At 50.7% G+C, this 17,898-nt stretch carries 14 protein-coding genes and 1 pseudogene; 11 read left to right on the forward strand and 4 right to left on the reverse strand.

All coding sequences use genetic code 11. The annotated features are described in order from the left end of the window. Window positions 1-192 precede the first annotated feature (192 nt). Window positions 193-1,593: a type IIL restriction-modification enzyme MmeI gene (locus OCT58_RS03160; protein WP_368669246.1), complete on the forward strand. Its 1,401-nt coding sequence runs from the start codon at window positions 193-195 to the stop codon at window positions 1,591-1,593. Window positions 1,594-2,074: 481 nt separating this feature from the next. Here OCT58_RS03160 and OCT58_RS03165 read toward each other — a convergent pair whose 3' ends face one another. Together OCT58_RS03165 and OCT58_RS03170 are read right to left on the reverse strand one after the other, a co-directional pair. Continuing rightward, window positions 2,075-2,569: a hypothetical protein gene (locus tag OCT58_RS03165; RefSeq protein WP_267201397.1), complete on the reverse strand. Its 495-nt coding sequence runs from the start codon at window positions 2,567-2,569 to the stop codon at window positions 2,075-2,077. A 23-nt stretch (window positions 2,570-2,592) separates the two neighbouring features. Then, window positions 2,593-2,979, reverse strand: a complete 387-nt coding sequence (locus OCT58_RS03170; protein ID WP_034983385.1) for a hypothetical protein — start codon at window positions 2,977-2,979, stop codon at window positions 2,593-2,595. Window positions 2,980-3,416: 437 nt separating this feature from the next. Between OCT58_RS03170 and OCT58_RS03175 the strand changes: the two are divergent. From OCT58_RS03175 to OCT58_RS03185, 3 genes and pseudogenes are all read left to right on the forward strand, one after another. Beyond that, window positions 3,417-3,584: pseudogene (locus OCT58_RS03175) on the forward strand (DNA-processing protein DprA); the annotation flags it as partial. A 105-nt stretch (window positions 3,585-3,689) separates the two neighbouring features. Next, a complete protein-coding gene (gene topA / locus OCT58_RS03180) occupies window positions 3,690-5,825 on the forward strand; it encodes a type I DNA topoisomerase (RefSeq protein WP_267201399.1) in 2,136 nt (711 codons plus the stop codon). A gap of 132 nt (window positions 5,826-5,957) precedes the next feature. After that, window positions 5,958-6,836 carry an aldose 1-epimerase family protein gene (locus OCT58_RS03185; protein WP_267201400.1) on the forward strand — a complete coding sequence of 293 codons (879 nt, stop codon included), beginning with the start codon at window positions 5,958-5,960 and terminating at the stop codon, window positions 6,834-6,836. A gap of 51 nt (window positions 6,837-6,887) precedes the next feature. Here OCT58_RS03185 and plsY read toward each other — a convergent pair whose 3' ends face one another. After that, on the reverse strand, window positions 6,888-7,514 hold the full coding sequence (gene plsY / locus OCT58_RS03190; RefSeq protein WP_267201401.1) for a glycerol-3-phosphate 1-O-acyltransferase PlsY: 627 nt from the start codon (window positions 7,512-7,514) through the stop codon (window positions 6,888-6,890). 223 nt (window positions 7,515-7,737) lie between these two features. Between plsY and parE the strand changes: the two genes are divergently transcribed. The 7 genes from parE (at window position 7,738) to OCT58_RS03225 (ending at window position 15,986) form a co-directional block, all read left to right on the forward strand. After that, window positions 7,738-9,735, forward strand: a complete 1,998-nt coding sequence (gene parE, locus OCT58_RS03195; RefSeq protein WP_267201402.1) for a DNA topoisomerase IV subunit B — start codon at window positions 7,738-7,740, stop codon at window positions 9,733-9,735. 221 nt (window positions 9,736-9,956) lie between these two features. After that, entirely contained in the window at window positions 9,957-12,431 is a 2,475-nt protein-coding gene (parC, locus tag OCT58_RS03200) for a DNA topoisomerase IV subunit A (RefSeq protein ID WP_267201403.1), read from the forward strand. Window positions 12,432-12,479: 48 nt separating this feature from the next. After that, window positions 12,480-12,986: a DUF1836 domain-containing protein gene (locus OCT58_RS03205; protein WP_267201405.1), complete on the forward strand. Its 507-nt coding sequence runs from the start codon at window positions 12,480-12,482 to the stop codon at window positions 12,984-12,986. A gap of 13 nt (window positions 12,987-12,999) precedes the next feature. Beyond that, the gene (locus OCT58_RS03210) at window positions 13,000-13,464 is read left to right on the forward strand and encodes an NUDIX hydrolase (RefSeq protein WP_267201406.1); all 465 of its coding nucleotides are present in this window, start codon (window positions 13,000-13,002) and stop codon (window positions 13,462-13,464) included. 107 nt (window positions 13,465-13,571) lie between these two features. Continuing rightward, the gene (locus tag OCT58_RS03215; RefSeq protein WP_267201407.1) at window positions 13,572-14,507 is read left to right on the forward strand and encodes a manganese-dependent inorganic pyrophosphatase; all 936 of its coding nucleotides are present in this window, start codon (window positions 13,572-13,574) and stop codon (window positions 14,505-14,507) included. 147 nt (window positions 14,508-14,654) lie between these two features. Then, window positions 14,655-15,455 carry a triose-phosphate isomerase gene (gene tpiA, locus OCT58_RS03220; RefSeq protein ID WP_267201408.1) on the forward strand — a complete coding sequence of 267 codons (801 nt, stop codon included), beginning with the start codon at window positions 14,655-14,657 and terminating at the stop codon, window positions 15,453-15,455. 9 nt (window positions 15,456-15,464) lie between these two features. Next, window positions 15,465-15,986, forward strand: coding sequence for a GNAT family N-acetyltransferase (locus OCT58_RS03225; RefSeq protein WP_267201409.1), 522 nt, complete (start codon window positions 15,465-15,467; stop codon window positions 15,984-15,986). A 162-nt stretch (window positions 15,987-16,148) separates the two neighbouring features. On the opposite strand, the gene OCT58_RS03230 is transcribed toward OCT58_RS03225, so the two are convergent. Then, window positions 16,149-17,831 carry an NFACT RNA binding domain-containing protein gene (locus OCT58_RS03230; protein ID WP_267201410.1) on the reverse strand — a complete coding sequence of 561 codons (1,683 nt, stop codon included), beginning with the start codon at window positions 17,829-17,831 and terminating at the stop codon, window positions 16,149-16,151. Window positions 17,832-17,898 lie beyond the last annotated feature (67 nt).

Here is a 17,898-nt window from a genome sequence, read left to right on the forward strand (position 1 = left end):
ATGATAAAATAGTGGTGCTCATCAAGGTCCTTCTTTCTAATGGATTGTACGGTAACACCATTAAAGACCTTGATGGGTTTTTCTGTCCACTTAAATGTTCAACTTAAATTTTACAATCTGCCATTTTTATAACAAGAAAGCCAGGGATAGCGGTGATTAGCCGTTATTCCTGGCTTTCAAGTTTCAGACATTATATATAGTCGTGACGACTTCTTACCATTGGATAGCAACGACTCAATTTTTGAAGGAAATGCTTTGAGAATGGATTGGTCCGAGATTGTTGAACCATATGATGTTAATTATATTATGGGCAATCCTCCGTTTGTCGGACAATCGTATCGGAGCAACGAGCAAAAACAAGATATGATAGATATTTTTGGAAAAGGTAGTCGTGAAACTAAACAGGACTATGTCATTTGCTGGTATAAGAAATCATTAGATTATGTTAGTGATTATAAGAACTCATCTGTCAAATGTGCTTTTGTATCAACAAATTCAATTTGCCAAGGTGAATGTGTTCCAACATTTTGGAAAGACATGATTAATGCTGGAGTTGAAATTCAATTTGCTAGACGAACCTTTATCTGGACAAACGAAGCTAAAAATAAGGCAGCTGTTCATTGCGTAATCGTCGGATATTCGTTTCACAAAATAAACAATATTAAAGAACTATATGACGGTGGCAAGTTAACTAAATGTGATCACATCAACCCATATTTAGTACCTGAAGAAGATATTTGGATAAGCTCAAGACCAAAAAGGCCTAAAGACAAAAGTAAAATGACAACTGGAAGTCCTGCAACTGATGACGGGCAACTATTCTTATCACCAGAAGAAGCCAAAACCATGTCAAAGGAATATCCAATTTTGAGCAAATATATTCGTCCATTTATAGGAGCTCATGAGTTTTTGCATGACTTAAATGAAAGGACTAGGTATTGCCTTTGGTTTGCTGATGTTGGTGACGAGTTGCCGAAGATAATTAAAGCTGACCATATGAAAGATCGGTTTCAACATATTAAAGAAAAGCGACTATCAAGTAGTGCGTCACGGATTAAAAAAGCAGCTGAAACTCCTTGGTTGTTTGCACAAAACAGGCAGCCAGATACAGAGTATTTAGTAATTCCACGGCACTCATCTGAAAACAGAGAATATATACCAATTGGCTTTATGGATCCTAAAACAATCGCCGGGGATGCTACAACAATTGTTTATGATGCAACACTTGAAGATTTTGCTATATTAGAATCATCATTGCACGTCGCTTGGATGAAAACAGTGGCCGGAAGGTTGAAGAGCGACTACAGGTATTCATCATCCGTATATTATAATTTTCCGATGCCAAAACTAACAAATGAATTAAAAGAAAAGTTAGAGAAAAGCGCTGAAGGTATTCTCAATGCTCGTGCTAATCATCCGTCATTATCGTTGGCAGACATGTACAAAGAGCTATTGATGCCGAGCGACTTACGTGACGCACACCGTAAAAATGACAAGCTGATTTTACAAGCATATGGTCTTAATAAAGATGCAACAGACCAAGATATTTTAAAGGTGCTTTTTAAGATGTATAACAATAAAGACAACGACTGATTATCATGTAGTTTCAGTCAATTTTCATACTGGGACTCGTCCTGTTTGCGGATCGAGGCTCTTTCGTTTGGTTGTATTGTCACGTTTTGATGACAATTCGTTTTAAGTCCGGTCCTCGAACAATTGGTGGGCCAAAAAGTGAAAATTTCGTTGGAAAGGTCAAATTGCCAATTTAGGCGTTAAGTATTACACAGTGAGAGATTGCGTTCTTCCATGATTTGAACCGCATTTTGGAAACATGCTGAATTTTGTCAAGTATGCTAATATATAGTCCATATTGGGACATTTACTATAATTTTATACGAAATAAAAACCCGCAAATAATGCGGGTTCTATTTTGTGTATATATCTACACTTGGCAAATTCTCTTATGCTCTTTTGTAATTTGCCTACATTGGTGAAACGTCGACGTCTAATCGACCAACAAATAGAACTAACAAGCTAAAAGAAAACCCGATTTTTCGGGTTAATGTCGTGTTGGTTACGTTGCTGTAACTGGGTCGGTTGCGTTGGCAAAACTTGGCTCATACACGTAAGAACATGTGGCGGTATTCTCGTTGTATTGGGCTAATTGTTTGACGTAAGGAATGCCGTTGCGTTCATACTGTGACATTGCTAGATGTTTCAATTCGTCGAACGATTCGAATACTGACGTGTAACGATGTGAAAACTTATCAGAGTATGGGTAGCCTTTCGACTTCTGCAACTCGTCTAAGTCCACGACGGCAACACGTTGCTGAATTTTGTCTGTTGCTTTAATGGAGTTGTATTTGTTGAGATAGTATCGTTTATTATCGACAACAACATAGTTATCGTCACGATCAAAGGTGACAACAACAAAACGATCATCACTGTTAAGTACGTAGAGAGGGCAAGTTTCGCGTGGCTCAATGTAGTAATTATTACCGTACTCACCCTGACGTGTACGTTGATAGTAACGTTGGATTCCTTGTAGTTTTTCTGTTTGATTTTGCATAATGTGTTCAATCCTTTCTTATATTAAAATGGAGCGATGTTGTGCTTGTCCAGTACATCGTCTATAACAGAAGGTAAGAGATATTCACGGACTAATACGTCTAAATGCTCGCCTGAAAATAACTCTGGTGAGTCGATTGACTCCATGCTGAAATCGTCAAGTGCATCTTGTACTAGATCAAAATTTCCAAGCAGCGCTCTTTCTGCTTTCAGCTCATTACACCAATAGCTACCGGTTCTGTTTCCTGTGATATCACGATCAAATGCTAGATCTTGCAAGTCTTCGTAAGCTTCACCTCGATTTTTGCAGTTGAAAGTAATATCTGAATCTTTGAGTATGGCCTCCAATTCATCCACCATTTCCGATTTGTAATCATAAAATTTTAAGTTGTTTAATTCTTCATCACTCATTGTTCATCATCCTTTCTTTAACATAAGATCAGGTAGACCGTCTTGACGGTCTTAATTTAGCTATGAGACGAATTTAAACGATGGGGAGTATACGTCAAACTATTTTTCGTGTCGTCTGAGCGGCAAGCTGAGCATTAACGTAATTCATCGTCGTCACATGTTACGTATACAAGTTGTTTACCGTTAGACGATGATAAACTCAAATAAATATTAGTTGTTGAGTAGTTTAATAGTTATTGATTTGTCATATTGATCATCCTTTCATGTATTACATAGATTCAATACGACCGGCTCGACGGTCTTCGTGGTATAATTTAATTAAGTATTGCCTTGCGATTCTACCAATTTAGAAAATAGATGAAGTCAGAGCGTTGAGACACAAATGAGACACATGAATAAATAAACACCCCGTAATCGTTGATATTACGGGGTGTTTTAATAGTGGTAGTATTATTACTGCCAACATCGCTTTGGACGAGAATCGCAACGTCTGTGCGGTCCCGGGACGAATCGACACAATCCGCTCCCTAGGCACAAACGAACTGATTGCCGCTGGAGCCAAGCCAATTTTGCGGGCCCAGGACCTACTCGATGAATTTGTCTAGGGCAAGATATTTTCGGAAAAAAGCTTTTCGGATTTGACAGATAATGGTTAAATGGGCTAATAATAGATAGAAGAAAATCATCATAAAACGTGAGGAGCCTACTTTATGGCAACCAAAACAACAGCAAGTAAAACAAGTAAGAAGACGACGAAGAAGCGTACTACCCGTCGGGCCAAGCCCAAGAAGAAGCTGGTGATCGTCGAATCGCCGTCGAAGGCGAAGACGATCGGCCGCTTCTTGGGCCGGTCCTATAAGGTGGTCGCCAGTCTCGGCCACGTCCGCGACCTGCCCAAGAGCCGGATGGGGGTCGACGTTGAAAATAACTACCAACCCGACTATATCTCAATCCGGGGCAAGGGGGACGTCATCAAGGAACTGCGCAAGGACGCCAAAAATGCCAAGGCGGTCTATCTGGCATCGGACCCCGACCGGGAAGGGGAGGCCATCGCTTGGCACGTTTCCAACATCCTTAAGCTGGATGACAAGGACAAAAACCGGGTAACCTTCAACGAAATCACCAAGGATGCGGTCAAAGAGGCCTTTAAAGAACCCCGGACGATCAACATGGACCTGGTTGATGCCCAGCAGGCGCGGCGGGTCCTTGATCGGCTGGTGGGGTATTCCATCAGCCCGATCCTCTGGAAGAAGGTTAAGAAAGGACTCAGTGCCGGCCGGGTTCAGTCCGTGGCCCTCAACCTGATCATCAAGCGGGAAAACGAAATCAAGAACTTCCAGCCGGAAGAATACTGGACGATCGATGCCGAATTCCAGCATGGCCGGGATAAGTTTAACGCCAGTTTCTATGGCGAAAACGGCAAAAAGCTGCCTCTTCATAACAATGCGGATGTCCAAGCGGTCTTAGGCAAGCTCGACCGGCGCAAAAACTTTGCAATTACCAAGGTGACCCGGCGTGAACGCAAACGGCTGCCGCAACCGCCTTACACGACCTCGACCATGCAGCAGGATGCCAACCGCCGTTTGAACTTCCGGACCCGGAAGACGATGATGGCGGCCCAGATGCTCTATGAGGGGATTGATATCAAACAAGGGGCTCCGGTTGGACTGATTACCTACATGCGGACGGACTCGACCCGGATTGCCTTAATTGCTAAGCATGAGGCCTCACAGTTTATCCATGAACAATACGGGGGCGAGTTTGCCGCTGTCAAGCCGGTCAAGGGCAAGCTGCCGGAAGGGGCCCAGGACGCCCACGAGGCGATCCGGCCAACCTCGGTTTACCGGACTCCGGCCGAAATGAAACCTTACCTGACAAACGACCAATACAAGCTCTACAGCCTGATCTGGTCCCGCTTTGTGGCTAGTCAGATGACGGCCCAAGTCGTGGACACAATGACGGTCGATTTGGAGCAGAATAAGGTCAACTTCCGGGCCAACGGTTCCAAGGTGAAGTTCCCTGGTTTTACCAAAGTTTACAAGCGGGGGGAAGAAAAGGATAACCTCCTGCCGGACTTAAACGAGGGGGACGCGGCCAAGATGGTCAGCGATAACCCAGCCCAACACTTCACCCAGCCACCGGCCCGCTACACTGAAGCGGCACTAATCAAGACTCTGGAACAAAACGGGGTGGGCCGGCCGTCAACCTACGCTCCGACCCTGGACACGATTCAGCGGCGGTACTATGTGCGCCTGGTTTCCCGTCATTTTGAACCAACGGAACTCGGTGAAATTGTCAACCAGATCATTGAAAAGCAGTTCCCAGAGATCGTCAACGCTAAGTTTACAGCCGACGTCGAAGGTGAACTGGACCAGGTTGAAGCCGGCAAGCGCAACTGGGTCAAGGTGGTCGACAGTTTCTACCAGCCTTTCTCCAAGGAGGTCAAGGACGCCGAGGATCAGGTTGCTAAGATTCAGATGCGTGACGAGCTGGCGGGGATGGACTGTGAGATCTGCGGTGCCCCGATGGTGGTCAAGATGGGCCGTTACGGCAAGTTCTACGCCTGCTCCCGCTTCCCGAAATGTCGTAACACCAAGGCGATCGTCAAGGATACCGGCGTGACCTGTCCGAAGTGTCACCAAGGGACCGTGGTCGAACGTAAGTCCAAGAAAAACCGGGTCTTTTACGGCTGTTCCCGCTATCCGGACTGTGACTTCGTTTCCTGGGACAAGCCGATCGGCCGGGACTGCCCAAAGGATGGGCACTTCCTGGTTGAAAAGAAGGTTAAGGGCGGCAAGCAGGTTGTCTGTCCGAACGGTGATTATAAGGAAGAAGTTCAAAAGTAAAAACTTTTACGTAAAATTTTACTATTTTACCAATAGAGATTGATTGAAAAGGCTTTCCTAATCTGCTATCGTGCACTTAGGAGCTTTTTTAGCATTTAAATGATAAGCGCTTAACAATGGAGGATGATCGTAATGATTTCTTTGCATAATGACCAATTAACGGTAGAAATTAATGAACTTGGTGCCCAGTTGCACAGCATCAAGCGCCAGGGGGAGACAGGCGAGTACCTCTGGCAGGGAGATGCGGCCAGTTGGGGACGGCAGGCCCCGATCCTCTTTCCCTTTGTTGGTCGTTTAAAGGACGATCAGTATGTCTTTGAAGGCCAGATCTATCACCAGACCCAACACGGTTTTGCCCGGGACCGGCGCTTTGCCGTGGTAGAGCAGGAAAGTGACCGGGTGGTTTTTGAGCAGCACGACGACGAACAAACCCGGGCGGCTTTTCCCTTCGCCTTTCGTCTGTTTGTCACCATGGAATTAGTGGGTGATTCCGTTCACGTTGATTACCGGGTGGAAAATCCTGCTAGCGAGCGCACCCTGGTATACGCGATCGGTGCCCATCCGGGATTCAATATGCCGCTGACGAGCGGGCAAGCCTTCGATCAGATTCAGCTGAGCGTTGATCCAACTGGGGAATATTCCCGGATCGTTCTAGACGGCCCTTATAATGATTCTAATCACCCGCAATTCATCGATATGACTAAGCCATTGACATTGAACCACGAGCTCTTTGCTCACGATGCCATAATCTTCAAGACCGCGGGCAGCAATTTCACTGCGACCTTACACGACCCGGCTGGTCAGCACGGAGTCAGTGTCACCACCCGCGGAACTCAGTATGTCGGTGTTTGGTCTGCTTATCCGGCTAAGGCCAACTTTGTCTGCGTCGAACCCTGGTGGGGAATTGCTGATAACGTCAATGCGGACGGCCAGCTGCTCCATAAGCAGGACATGCACCGGTTGGCACCGGGACAGACGGCCGACTACCGCTTTAGCATCCGGCCATTCTAAAGTCAGAAAAATAAAGAAGCCTTGATTACCATTGCGGCGATCAAGGTTTCTTTATTTCTGGTGATGTTCACGCAGATAGTGGCCTAGCCCGAAGCCGACCATCGACTCCGTTCCGGCAAAAATGCGTTTAATGTTGCTGCGGTGGCGATTGAGAACCACCAGGGTCAAGAAGCCGGACACCAGGGTCAGGATCCAGTCCTGTTCGCACAGGGCAATCACGAAGACGGCGCTGATACCGATGATGCTGGCACAACTAGCCATGCTGGTCAGCAGCAGGGTGGTGATGAAGATCAGGCAGGCGATCCCGAAGAGTGGCGGATTGTAGGCCAACAGGATCCCGGCACTAGTTGCCACTGCCTTGCCCCCGTGGAAGTGGTCAAAAACCGAGGCGGTATGACCTAGCGAAGCGAAAAGTCCAATCAGCAGGGGATTAACGGCTGCGCTGACGCCCCAGAAGTAGGGCTGACAGGCGGCCAGGGTCCCCTTGAGCACGTCCATGAAGAGGACGACAATTCCCGCTTTGGGGCCGAGGGTTCGAAAGGTGTTGGTGGTTCCAATATTACCGCTGCCGAGCTTGCGGATGTCCTTGTGATAGAAAATCTGGCCGATCCATAGCCCTGAGGGGATTGACCCCAGTAGGTAGGCCACGACGACCATGATGATAATTTTGAATGTCATTTAATTTGCTCCTCATTGATAATTGCGTGGGTGCCCATCAAGAATAGCATGAAAGCGGCCGTTGTGCTACCGTCATTTTTGGCGGCGGTTTGCGAAATCGGCCGGTTTTGCGTATTATTTAAGATGTTGCTTTCGCAGGTTAAAAAGAATTTGCGTTCGCTAAATTGCAATGCTAAAATGTTTTTATCGAACATATGTTTATGTCCAGCCAACAATGTGATAAATGGGAGGTCATTTTGTGACCACGAAGAAAGTAAAATATGATGACTCCTCCATTCAGGTCTTGAAGGGCCTGGAAGCGGTTCGCAAGCGGCCGGGGATGTACATCGGCTCGACCGATGCCCGGGGGCTTCATCACTTGGTATATGAAATTGTCGATAACGCGGTAGACGAGGCTCTTTCCGGCTACGGGAAGGAAATCAGCGTCACGATCGAAGCCGACAATGCAATCACGGTTCAGGACCATGGACGGGGGATGCCCGTGGGGATGCACGCCTCCGGGAAGCCAACGCCAGAGGTTATTATGACCGTCCTGCACGCCGGTGGGAAATTCGGTCAATCCGATGGTTATAAGACCTCGGGGGGGCTGCACGGTGTTGGGGCCTCGGTCGTCAACGCCTTGTCGACCCACCTGACGCTGACGATTGTCCGGGATCACCAGCGTTATCGTGAAATCTTTAAGGATGGGGGCCAGCCGGTCGGAACCCTCAAGAAACTGGGCAAGACCACGGCCGGCAACGGGACGACGGTCTCCTTTAAGCCGGACCCCAAGATCTTTACGACGACGGTCTATGACTACAACACCCTGGCCAATCGGCTGCGCGAATCAGCCTTCCTGCTCAAGGGAATCAAGATTATCCTGACCGATAAACGGCCGGGACAAGAAAAACAGGACGTTTTCCAGTACGAGGACGGGATCCAAGAGTTTGTGTCCTATCTCAACGAAGGCAAGGACACCCTGGGCAAGGTTCTCTACTTTGATGGCAAGCAGGATGGGGTCGAAGTTGAGGTCGCGGCCCAGTATAACGATGGTTATTCCGAAAACCTGCTGTCCTTTGTCAACAACGTTCGGACGCCGGACGGAGGAACTCATGAGGCCGGTTTCCGCAACGCTTGGACCAAGACCTTCAACGAATATGCCAAGAAGGTCGGTTTGCTAAAGGCTAACGGGAAGAACCTAGAGGGAAGTGATGTCCGCGAAGGATTAACGGCCGTCGTTTCCGTTCGGATTCCGGAACGCCTGTTGCAATTTGAAGGCCAGACCAAGGACAAGCTGGGGACTCCGGAGGCCCGCAAGATCGTTGATTCGATCGTCAGCGAGCAGTTGAACTACGCCCTGATGGAAAACGGCGACTTTGCCCAGATGCTGATCAAAAAGTCTCTCAAAGCCCGTGAAGCCCGTGAAGCCGCCCGCAAGGCCCGTAACCAGGCCCGGGGCGGCAAGCGGCGCAGCAAGAAGGAACGCAATCTTTCCGGCAAGCTGACACCGGCTCAATCGAAGAACGCTAAGAAAAACGAGCTCTTCTTAGTCGAAGGGGATTCGGCCGGCGGTTCCGCCAAACAGGGTCGCGATCGTAAGTACCAGGCAATCCTGCCGTTACGGGGTAAGGTTCTCAACACCGAAAAGGCCAAGCTCGATGACGTTTTAAAAAACGAAGAGCTCAACACGATCATCTACACAGTGGGTGCCGGGGCCGGCTCCGAATTCAACGTTGAGGATTCCAACTACGACAAGATCATTATTATGACCGATGCCGACGATGACGGGGCCCACATCCAAATCTTACTGCTGACTTTCTTCTACAAGTACATGCGGCCGATGATCGAGGCAGGCAAGGTCTACATCGCCCTGCCGCCGCTCTACCGCCTGCAACAAGGCCGGGGAGCCAAGACAAAGATCACCTACGCCTGGACCAACGACGAATTGACTGCCCTTACTAAGTCAATGGGGAAGACTGCTTCCCTGCAACGTTTCAAGGGGCTTGGTGAGATGAACGCCGACCAGCTCTGGGAGACAACGATGAATCCGGAAACGCGAACCTTGATCCGGGTACGGATTGAGGATGCCGAGCTGGCCGAACGCCGGGTTACGACCCTGATGGGCAATAAGGTTGAACCGCGGCGGGAGTGGATCGAGGATCACGTCCAGTTCACCCTCAGCGATGATCAGGAATCGGATCAGCTGGTGGAAAGCAAGGGACGATTAAACTCGAACAAGTAATAATCTAGAAGCTGGGAATTACCCCAGCCTCTTTGCTGTTATATAGCTATGAATGCTATAGTGCGGTAGCTGGCTACAATGCAAAGCGAGTTCGAACGCTAATAAATCAACGCTCACCAGATAGGCTAGCTCCGCATCGGCGAGGTGGGAAGACGAACTCGCAAGCGAGTTCTGTCCCACCGTCAAATTTTTGAAGATACAAGAGAAAGGATGCGTTTTTTGTGAAAAGCGCGAAGATTGAGACCATGTCACTCGAACAGATCATGGGTGATCGTTTTGGTCGGTATTCGAAATCAATTATTCAGGAGCGGGCCCTGCCAGACATTCGTGACGGCTTAAAGCCGGTGCAGCGGCGGATCCTTTTTGCCATGAACAAGGATGGCAACACCTACAATAAGGGCTTCCGCAAGTCTGCCAAGTCGGTTGGGAACGTCATGGGGAACTTCCACCCCCACGGCGACAGTTCGATCTATGAGGCCTTGGTGCGGCTCAGTCAGGATTGGAAGCTACGCGAGCCCCTGGTCGAGATGCACGGTAACAACGGGTCGATGGACGGCGACCCGGCTGCGGCGATGCGGTATACCGAGGCTCGGCTGAGCAAGATCGCCGGACTGATGCTGCAAGACATCGACAAGGACACGGTCGAGATGACCTTAAACTTCGACGACACAGAAAAGGAACCGACCGTTCTGCCGGCCCGGATCCCGAACCTCCTGGTCAACGGGGCGACGGGGATTTCCGCTGGTTACGCAACCGAAATTCCAACCCATAACCTGGCCGAGGTGTTGGACGCTCTGATTTACCTGATCGACCATCCCACGGCTGACCTGGATAAGCTGATGGAATTTATTCCCGGCCCGGATTTTCCAACCGGGGGGATTATTCAGGGTATCGATGGCATTAAAAAGGCTTACCAGACCGGTCGCGGTCGGATTGTGGTCCGGGCTAAGACGGAAATTGAGACTCTGCGCGGCGGCCGGCAACAGATCAATGTCACTGAAATTCCCTACGAGGTCAACAAGGCTCAGCTGGTCAAGCGGATCAACGACTTACGGCTGGCCAAAAAGGTGGAGGGAATCGCCGAGGCGCGTGACGAAACCGACCGCTCCGGTTTGCGGATCGCAATCGAACTCAAGCGGGGTGTCGATGCCAGCGGGGTTCTCAATTACTTGTTAAAGAACACCGACCTGCAGATCAATTACAACTTCAATATGGTGGCCATTGATGATCAGCGTCCGATGCGGGTCGGCTTAAAACACATCCTGACTTCTTACCTGGCCTTTCAAAAGCAGGTCGTCCGGCGGCGGACCCAGTTTAACCTGAACAAGGCCCAGCACCGTCTCCACATCGTCGAAGGACTGATCAAGGCTCTTTCAATCCTGGACCAGGTCATCAAGACGATTCGGGCCAGCAAGAATCGCCAGGACGCTAAGCGCAACCTGGTCAACCAGTACAGTTTCACGCCGGAGCAAGCGGAGGCCATCGTGACCCTTCAGCTGTACCGGCTGACCAACACTGACGTCACCGAACTTGAGGACGAGCAGGCGAAATTGAATCAGGAAATCAAGGAGTACCAGCTGATCTTAGACGATGAGCACGAGCTGGCCAAGGTCCTTAAACGTGAAATGCGGGCGATTAAGAAGGAGTTCGGCAACCCGCGGCGGACCAAGATTGAGGACCAGGTCGAAAAACTGGAGATCGACACCACGGTCACCGTGGCCAACGAGGACGTCGTAGTCCTGGTTTCCCATGCCGGCTACATCAAGCGCAGTAGTCTGCGGTCCTTTAAAGCCTCTGCCATTGACGAAAACGGCCTGCGTGAGGATGACTACCCACTGCTGATCCAACAGACCAATACCCTGGCCCACCTCTTCATGTTCACTAACCTGGGCCACATCATCTACCGGCCGGTCCACGAGATTGCTGACGCCCGCTGGAAGGACACCGGGGAGCACATCTCGCAGACGATTGGTTTGGCTGATGATGAGGAGATCATCAAGGCGATGCTTTTTGACAAGCTCGACCTGCCGGGAACCCTGATCATGGGGACCAGCGACGGTCAGGTCAAACAATCGGCCTTTGCGGATTACCAGCCGGGATCGCGTTACAAGAGTCACGCCAGCGTGGCAATCAAGCTCAAGGACAAGGCTGCCCGTCTGGTGAGCGTGGATTACTATGAACCAGAAGAAAAGAGCCGCTCGCTCCTGGCAATTAGCCGGGAAGGCTACGCGGTTCGCTTTGACGTGGCCGACGTTCCGGTGACCGGCGTGCGGACGGCCGGCGTGCGGGCCATCAACTTAAAGGCTGGCGACGTCATGGCCAACTTGGCTCTGGTCACAGCCGGTCAGCGGGTTGCAACGATTACGCAGCGGGGGGCTTTCAAGCTAATGCCACTCGACGAAATTGAAGTCGGTGCCCGCGCACGGCGGGGTGAGCTTGTCTTGCGCCGGCTCAAGAATCACCCGCACCTGATTGCCGACTTTCTGGCCTACGACAGTGACTTTGCCGGTGCCTTTGAGGTGATTACCGACCGGCCACAGTTCCAAGACATCGCGGTTAGCGATCACCACCTCGGCTCGGTTAAGTCCAACGGTTCCTTTGTGATCGACACCGATACCCAGGGAACACCGGTCGCGCTCCGAATCAAGCAAACGGCAATCTTAAAGGAAGACCAGCCAGAGCAAGCCGTCGATTGACGCCTTCTGCTGCCGGTCGTTATAATGTTTTTGAAATGAGGAATTGGAATGGAAAAAACGGAACAGAATCCAGCTGCAATGGATCTGCATCTGCCACGCTATGCTGAATTGCCAAGGCTAGGCCTTTACCTTGAGCAGGCGGTCGAGTACGTCAATGAAAATTTGGCGGCATTGGGTGATGTGCGCTTGACCAGCGCAATGGCCAGCAGCTATGTCAAACATCACCTGCTCAGCCATCCCCAAAGACGGCAATACGGGCGTGATCATCTGGCCCGCTTGGTCTTTATCGCGGCGGCTAAGAATGTCTTGCCCCTGGCCTCGCTGCGGGTGGCCGTGGAAATCCAGCAGGGGAGCCGGGAAAGCTTTGCCAGCGCCTACGACTGCTTTTGTACCGAGCTGGAGAACGCTGTTCGTGTGGCCATGCATCGGCAAATCCCCGAAGAAGTGATTGCTGTCGAAACGGACCAACAGAAAATGCTCCATAACCTGGCTCTGGCGATTGCTTACCGGTCCGTGGTTGACCGTTATTTCCACACCATCAGTGCCGATCTTTAAGGAGGTAATTGCAATGGCATATATCAAGGAAGTTCGTCAATTGGTCGGACACCGGCCGCTGATTTTGACCAGTGCCTCTGGTGCCCTGGTCAACGAAGCCGGAGAAGCCCTGCTTCAGGAGCGAGCCGATACCGGCAACTGGAGTTTTCCGGGCGGGTACATGGAGTTTGGCGAGAGCTTTGTCCAGACGCTTGTTCGCGAGTTCAAGGAGGACGCCGGGGTCAGTGTTGCTCCGGTGCGCCTGATCGGGATGTTTGACCACGACTTCTACACCTACCCGAACGGCGATCGGGTGCAACCGATCAACGCCTTTTACCTGGTTCGCCGGCTGGATAATGCGACTACCTTACCGAAACCTAGCGAGACGGTGCGCCTGCAATACTTTGCCCTTGATCGACCGGCCCCGCGCTTTTTTAACCAGCAGAATGCCGAACAGTGGGCGGCACTGCAAAAAATGGTGGCGCGCGGCGAAGATTGAACAAAGTCCTGCACGAGTGAAACGATTCATGCTAAAATGATTAATAGCGATTGGTTCACGCACGGAACTGATTGGTGCAAAATGTGAACAAACAGGAGGAATCATTTATGGATAAAGAATTAGTCTTCGGACACCAGAAGCCAGATACCGATGCCATCACGGCGGCAATGGCTTTCTCATACTTCCAAAACCAACTGGGTTATGAAACGGAAGCGGTCGCACTTGGCGAACCAAACGATGAAACCAAGTATGCCTTAAACAAGTTTGGCGTAAAGGCTCCCCGGGTTGTCAAGACGGTTGCCAACGAGGTTGATAAGGTCATGTTAGTCGACCACAACGAACCGCAACAGAGTGTGAGCGACCTTGACAAGGTTACCGTTACCCACCTGGTTGACCACCACCGGCTGGCAAACTTTAACACTGCTCAGCCGCTGTGGGCAACCCTGCGCCCATACGGTTGTGTCAGCACGATTCTGACTGAAATGTTTCAGGAAAAGAACATCAATATTCCTGCCAACCTGGCCGGGATGATGCTTTCTGCTATCATTTCAGATACCCTGCTGCTCAACTCACCAACGACGACCGACCATGACCGTGAAGCTGTTAAGTACCTGGCCAAGGTTGCTGGCGTTGACGACTACGAGAAGTACGGGGTTGAAATGCTGAAGGCTGGTGCCAATGTTGATGCCAAGTCCGATGCCGACATCGTTGATGGTGATGCCAAGACCTTCGAGCTCGGCGGCACTAAGATGCGGATTGGCCAGGTTAACGCCGTTGAACTGGACGACGTCTTCAAGCGTCAAGCGGACCTGGAAAAGAAGATGCATGAACTGATGGACCAAAACGGTTACCAGCTCTTTATCCTGATTGCCACCAACATTCTGAACAGCGATTCCGAACTGCTGGCAGTTGGTGACCACCTCGATAAGGTGGAAGAAGCATTTGGTCACCAGCTGGGTGATAACAAGCGGATGAACTTGCCAGGGGTTGTTTCCCGGAAGAAGCAGGTTGTTCCACCATTGACCAAGGCTTTTGAAGGCTAAGCAAGATAGTTTTTAAGCGGCGCTAGCGAGTTGGCGCTGCTTTTTATTTTTAAAAATTTGGTGACCAGTCGGCACAAATGTGTCATACTTAAATTGAAACTGGAATAATTGATTACCGAGCAGAGTATGTACTCGAGGAGGAAAAATATGCGCAAACCATTTATCGTTGCCAACTGGAAGATGCACAAGACAGTTGACGAATCAGTCAAGTTTGTCAAAGCAATTCGGGACCAGTTACCGGACCCAGAAGAGGTCGAAGTCGGCATCGCGGCCCAGGCATTTTCGCTCTACCCGATGGCGGCGGCCGTTGGCAAGTCGGGACTGCAGATCATTGCCCAGAACGCGGCGGCGGAATACTCCGGCCCGTATACCGGCGAGATCAGTCTCCGGGGGCTGCATGATCTTGGCTCCCGTTATGCAATGCTGGGGCACATCGAGCGGCGGCGACTCTTCGGTGAGAACAACGCGGCCGTCAGCCAAAAGGTGAAGGCGGCTCTGCAAATTGGGGTGACTCCGATCATCTGTACGGACGAGACGATGGTTCAAAAGGAAGTCAATGGCGAGATCCACTATGTCTTCCAACAGCTGATGAGTGTCCTTCACGGAGTCTCCTTAGATCAGATCAGACGGGTCGTAATCTCTTACGAGCCGAGCTGGGCGGTTGGGGTTGGCCAGCACGCTAACGCCACCTTGGCCGAGGAGGGGTGCCGGATGATTCGGCGGACAATCGCGGATAACTATACCTACGAAATCGCCGATAAGATCCGGATTCTCTACGGAGGGAGCGTTAACCCGGATAACATCAAGGAGATCATGGCCAAGCCGGACATTGACGGAGCCTTGATCGGGCGGGCTAGTCTAGACGTTGACAATTTCCTCAAGATGGTCAATTATGCCAAGAATGAGGAGGCGCAGCTTGCCAAGCAGGCGCCTTCAAAGAAGAAATAAGGTGAAAGAATGCAACTGAAGAAAGCAGGAATGGCCGACCTTGCGTTGGTCTTGGAAATTTTGCGTGATGGCCGGGACCAGCTGGCTGAACGCGGGGTCGACCAGTGGCAGGGGGATTATCCGAACGCCACCCATATTAAGCAGGACATTGAGGCCGGGAACGCCTACCTAATCCAGGCCGACGATGATCAGACGGTTGGGACGGTTGCCATCGTGGCCGCTCCGGATTCCGTCTATGATGACTTGAACGGTCAATGGTTGGCGCAGACGGATAAGTACGTGGTAATTCACCGGGTCGCCATTCATTCAGACCACGCTGGTAAGGGGTACGCCTCGGCACTCTTTGTCCACCTCTTGGATTACCTGGCCGAGCAGACGGACATTCAGTCAGTCCGGGCAAGCACCAATCAGGACAATCAAGTCATGCAGCACCTGCTGACCAAGCATGGTTTTACTAAGGTGGGGACGCTCAAGGGCGCTTACCGGCCACAGGAACTGTCCTACGTTTACGAACGGCTTGTAAAGAACTAAAAAATGCGGATTGCAGTTTGAAGAGATTGCAATCCGTTTTTTCTTTGCTTCGTTAATTGATTGTACTTATTTACTTTAACAAAACTCAAAACAAAAAAGCGTGCAAATAAACTTGCACACTCTTTAAGGAGTGAAAAGGGCACGATCATAAATTAACCCGCGCTATTTCCCCATCGGATGGGGCGTCACGTATAAGGTCTTTTGCCCCCTAAAAGTAACGAAACCAGGCTTAGCCCCGCTAGGCTTGTGGAGTCGTTTGACCGGTAGGTAATCAACGGGGACGTTGTCCGAGTCGCGGCCCTTGGAGAAGTAGGCGGCTAACTGGGCGGCCTCGAGGATTGTCTGGTCGCTGGGGTCCGTCGAGCGGATCACAACGTGGGAACCGGGGATGTCCTTGACGTGGAGCCAGACTTCATTTTTATTGGCAATTTTAAAGCTCAGCCGGTCATTTTGCATGTTGTTTTTACCGACCAGGACCAATGTGCCATCGCTAGCGTGAAACTGTTCGGGCTTGCTGGCGCGAACTTTGCGCTGTTTCTTGCTCTTCTGGTGCTTGGCCTTGATGTAACCCTGTTGCTGAAGCTCCAGCCGAATTTCCTGGATGTCAGCTGGGGAAGCGAGGTCGATCTGGTTTTGGATGTTTTCAAAGTAGGCAATCTCGTCTTCGGTCAGTTTCATCTGCTCATTGACATGGGCAACCGAGGCTTTGAGCTTATCGTATTTCGTAAAGTACTTCTGCGCGTTCCGCGACGGTGACAGTTCCGGTGCCAGGGCAATCTTTAGTGGCTTGTTGTCGTCGTAGAAGTTTGGCAGGGTGATCTCCTTCATCCCCGGCTTGAGTTTGCCGAGGTAAGTGGTTAAGATTTCGCCCCGAATCCGGTAACGATCAGCCGCGTCGGCATCAGCCAGCTGCTGGTGGAACTTCTTAACCTTGCGCCGGTCCTTCTTTAGTTCGTTCTTGATCACCTTGATGACCTGACCGGCCAGTTCCTTCGAGCGGTCCTGCTGTGCTTTTTGGGCATAGTAGTTATCCAGTAGCTCCGAGAGGGTCGTAAAGTGCTGGAGTGCACCTTCAGCGCTATCCTGTGGCGGGAAGGCCATGAAAGACTTCTTCTTGCCGTCGATGATCACCGGATCCGGTGCGTCAAAGTGCTGGATGAATTGCTGGTAGGTGGTTGGCAAATGATCGCTGGTCAGCAAACGCTTGGCCAGGTCGCGGGCGGTGTCGGTGCCCAGCCCCTCGTAGCCAATCTGGAGCTGGTGGGTGAGTTCGCGGGGATCCGAATACTGCCGTGTTAAGTCAGAATAGAGCTGGTTTGGCAGGTAGGGATTCCGTTTTTCCTGCTTGGGCGGCATCACAAAGGTGGCACCCGGCAGGAGGAGGCGAACCCGGTTTTGGTCGGAGCCGACGTGTTTGATCGTGTCGATAATCTTACCCGTCTTCTGATTGACCAGGGAAATGTTGCTGTGGCGGGCCATGATCTCGCTGATCAGGACCAGCTGCTGGCTGTCGCCAAGCTCGTCACGAGTATCAAAGGTCAGCTTGACGATCCGATCATTGCCGACCTGTTCAATTGAACTGAGAATGGCACCCTCCAGGTACTTGCGCAGGGTCATCGTAAAGTTGGTTGGCACCGCTGGATTGCTGTAGGGGATCGTCGTGATCTGAATCCGGGGGTAGGTGGGGTTAGCCGAAAGCAGCAGGGCGTGGTTGTGCCGGTGGGCGCGGATTGTGATGATCAGCTCGGCCGGGTAGGGCTGGCTGATTCTGGCCACACGTCCGGTGGTCAGGGTTTGGTCTAATTCATGCACCATTGCATGGGTGAAAAAACCGTCAAAGGACATGGATAGCGCTCCTTTCCTGTATAAATACGCGTAAAATCGTGCGGTATTTATTATACCGTTTTTGTCC

Source organism: Limosilactobacillus kribbianus (genome assembly GCF_026413145.1).
GTDB classification, from domain to species: Bacteria; Bacillota; Bacilli; order Lactobacillales; family Lactobacillaceae; genus Limosilactobacillus; species Limosilactobacillus kribbianus.

Coding starts and splice junctions, on each gene's coding strand:
- OCT58_RS03230 (WP_267201410.1), bottom strand. CDS start 17,831: ATGTCCTTTGACGGTTTTTTCACCCATGCAATGGTGCATGAATTAGAC.
- OCT58_RS03205 (WP_267201405.1), top strand. CDS start 12,480: ATGGAAAAAACGGAACAGAATCCAGCTGCAATGGATCTGCATCTGCCA.
- OCT58_RS03215 (WP_267201407.1), top strand. CDS start 13,572: ATGGATAAAGAATTAGTCTTCGGACACCAGAAGCCAGATACCGATGCC.
- OCT58_RS03185 (WP_267201400.1), top strand. CDS start 5,958: ATGATTTCTTTGCATAATGACCAATTAACGGTAGAAATTAATGAACTT.
- OCT58_RS03170 (WP_034983385.1), bottom strand. CDS start 2,979: ATGAGTGATGAAGAATTAAACAACTTAAAATTTTATGATTACAAATCG.
- tpiA (WP_267201408.1), top strand. CDS start 14,655: ATGCGCAAACCATTTATCGTTGCCAACTGGAAGATGCACAAGACAGTT.
- parE (WP_267201402.1), top strand. CDS start 7,738: ATGGGAGGTCATTTTGTGACCACGAAGAAAGTAAAATATGATGACTCC.
- plsY (WP_267201401.1), bottom strand. CDS start 7,514: ATGACATTCAAAATTATCATCATGGTCGTCGTGGCCTACCTACTGGGG.
- topA (WP_267201399.1), top strand. CDS start 3,690: ATGGCAACCAAAACAACAGCAAGTAAAACAAGTAAGAAGACGACGAAG.
- OCT58_RS03165 (WP_267201397.1), bottom strand. CDS start 2,569: ATGCAAAATCAAACAGAAAAACTACAAGGAATCCAACGTTACTATCAA.
- OCT58_RS03225 (WP_267201409.1), top strand. CDS start 15,465: ATGCAACTGAAGAAAGCAGGAATGGCCGACCTTGCGTTGGTCTTGGAA.
- OCT58_RS03210 (WP_267201406.1), top strand. CDS start 13,000: ATGGCATATATCAAGGAAGTTCGTCAATTGGTCGGACACCGGCCGCTG.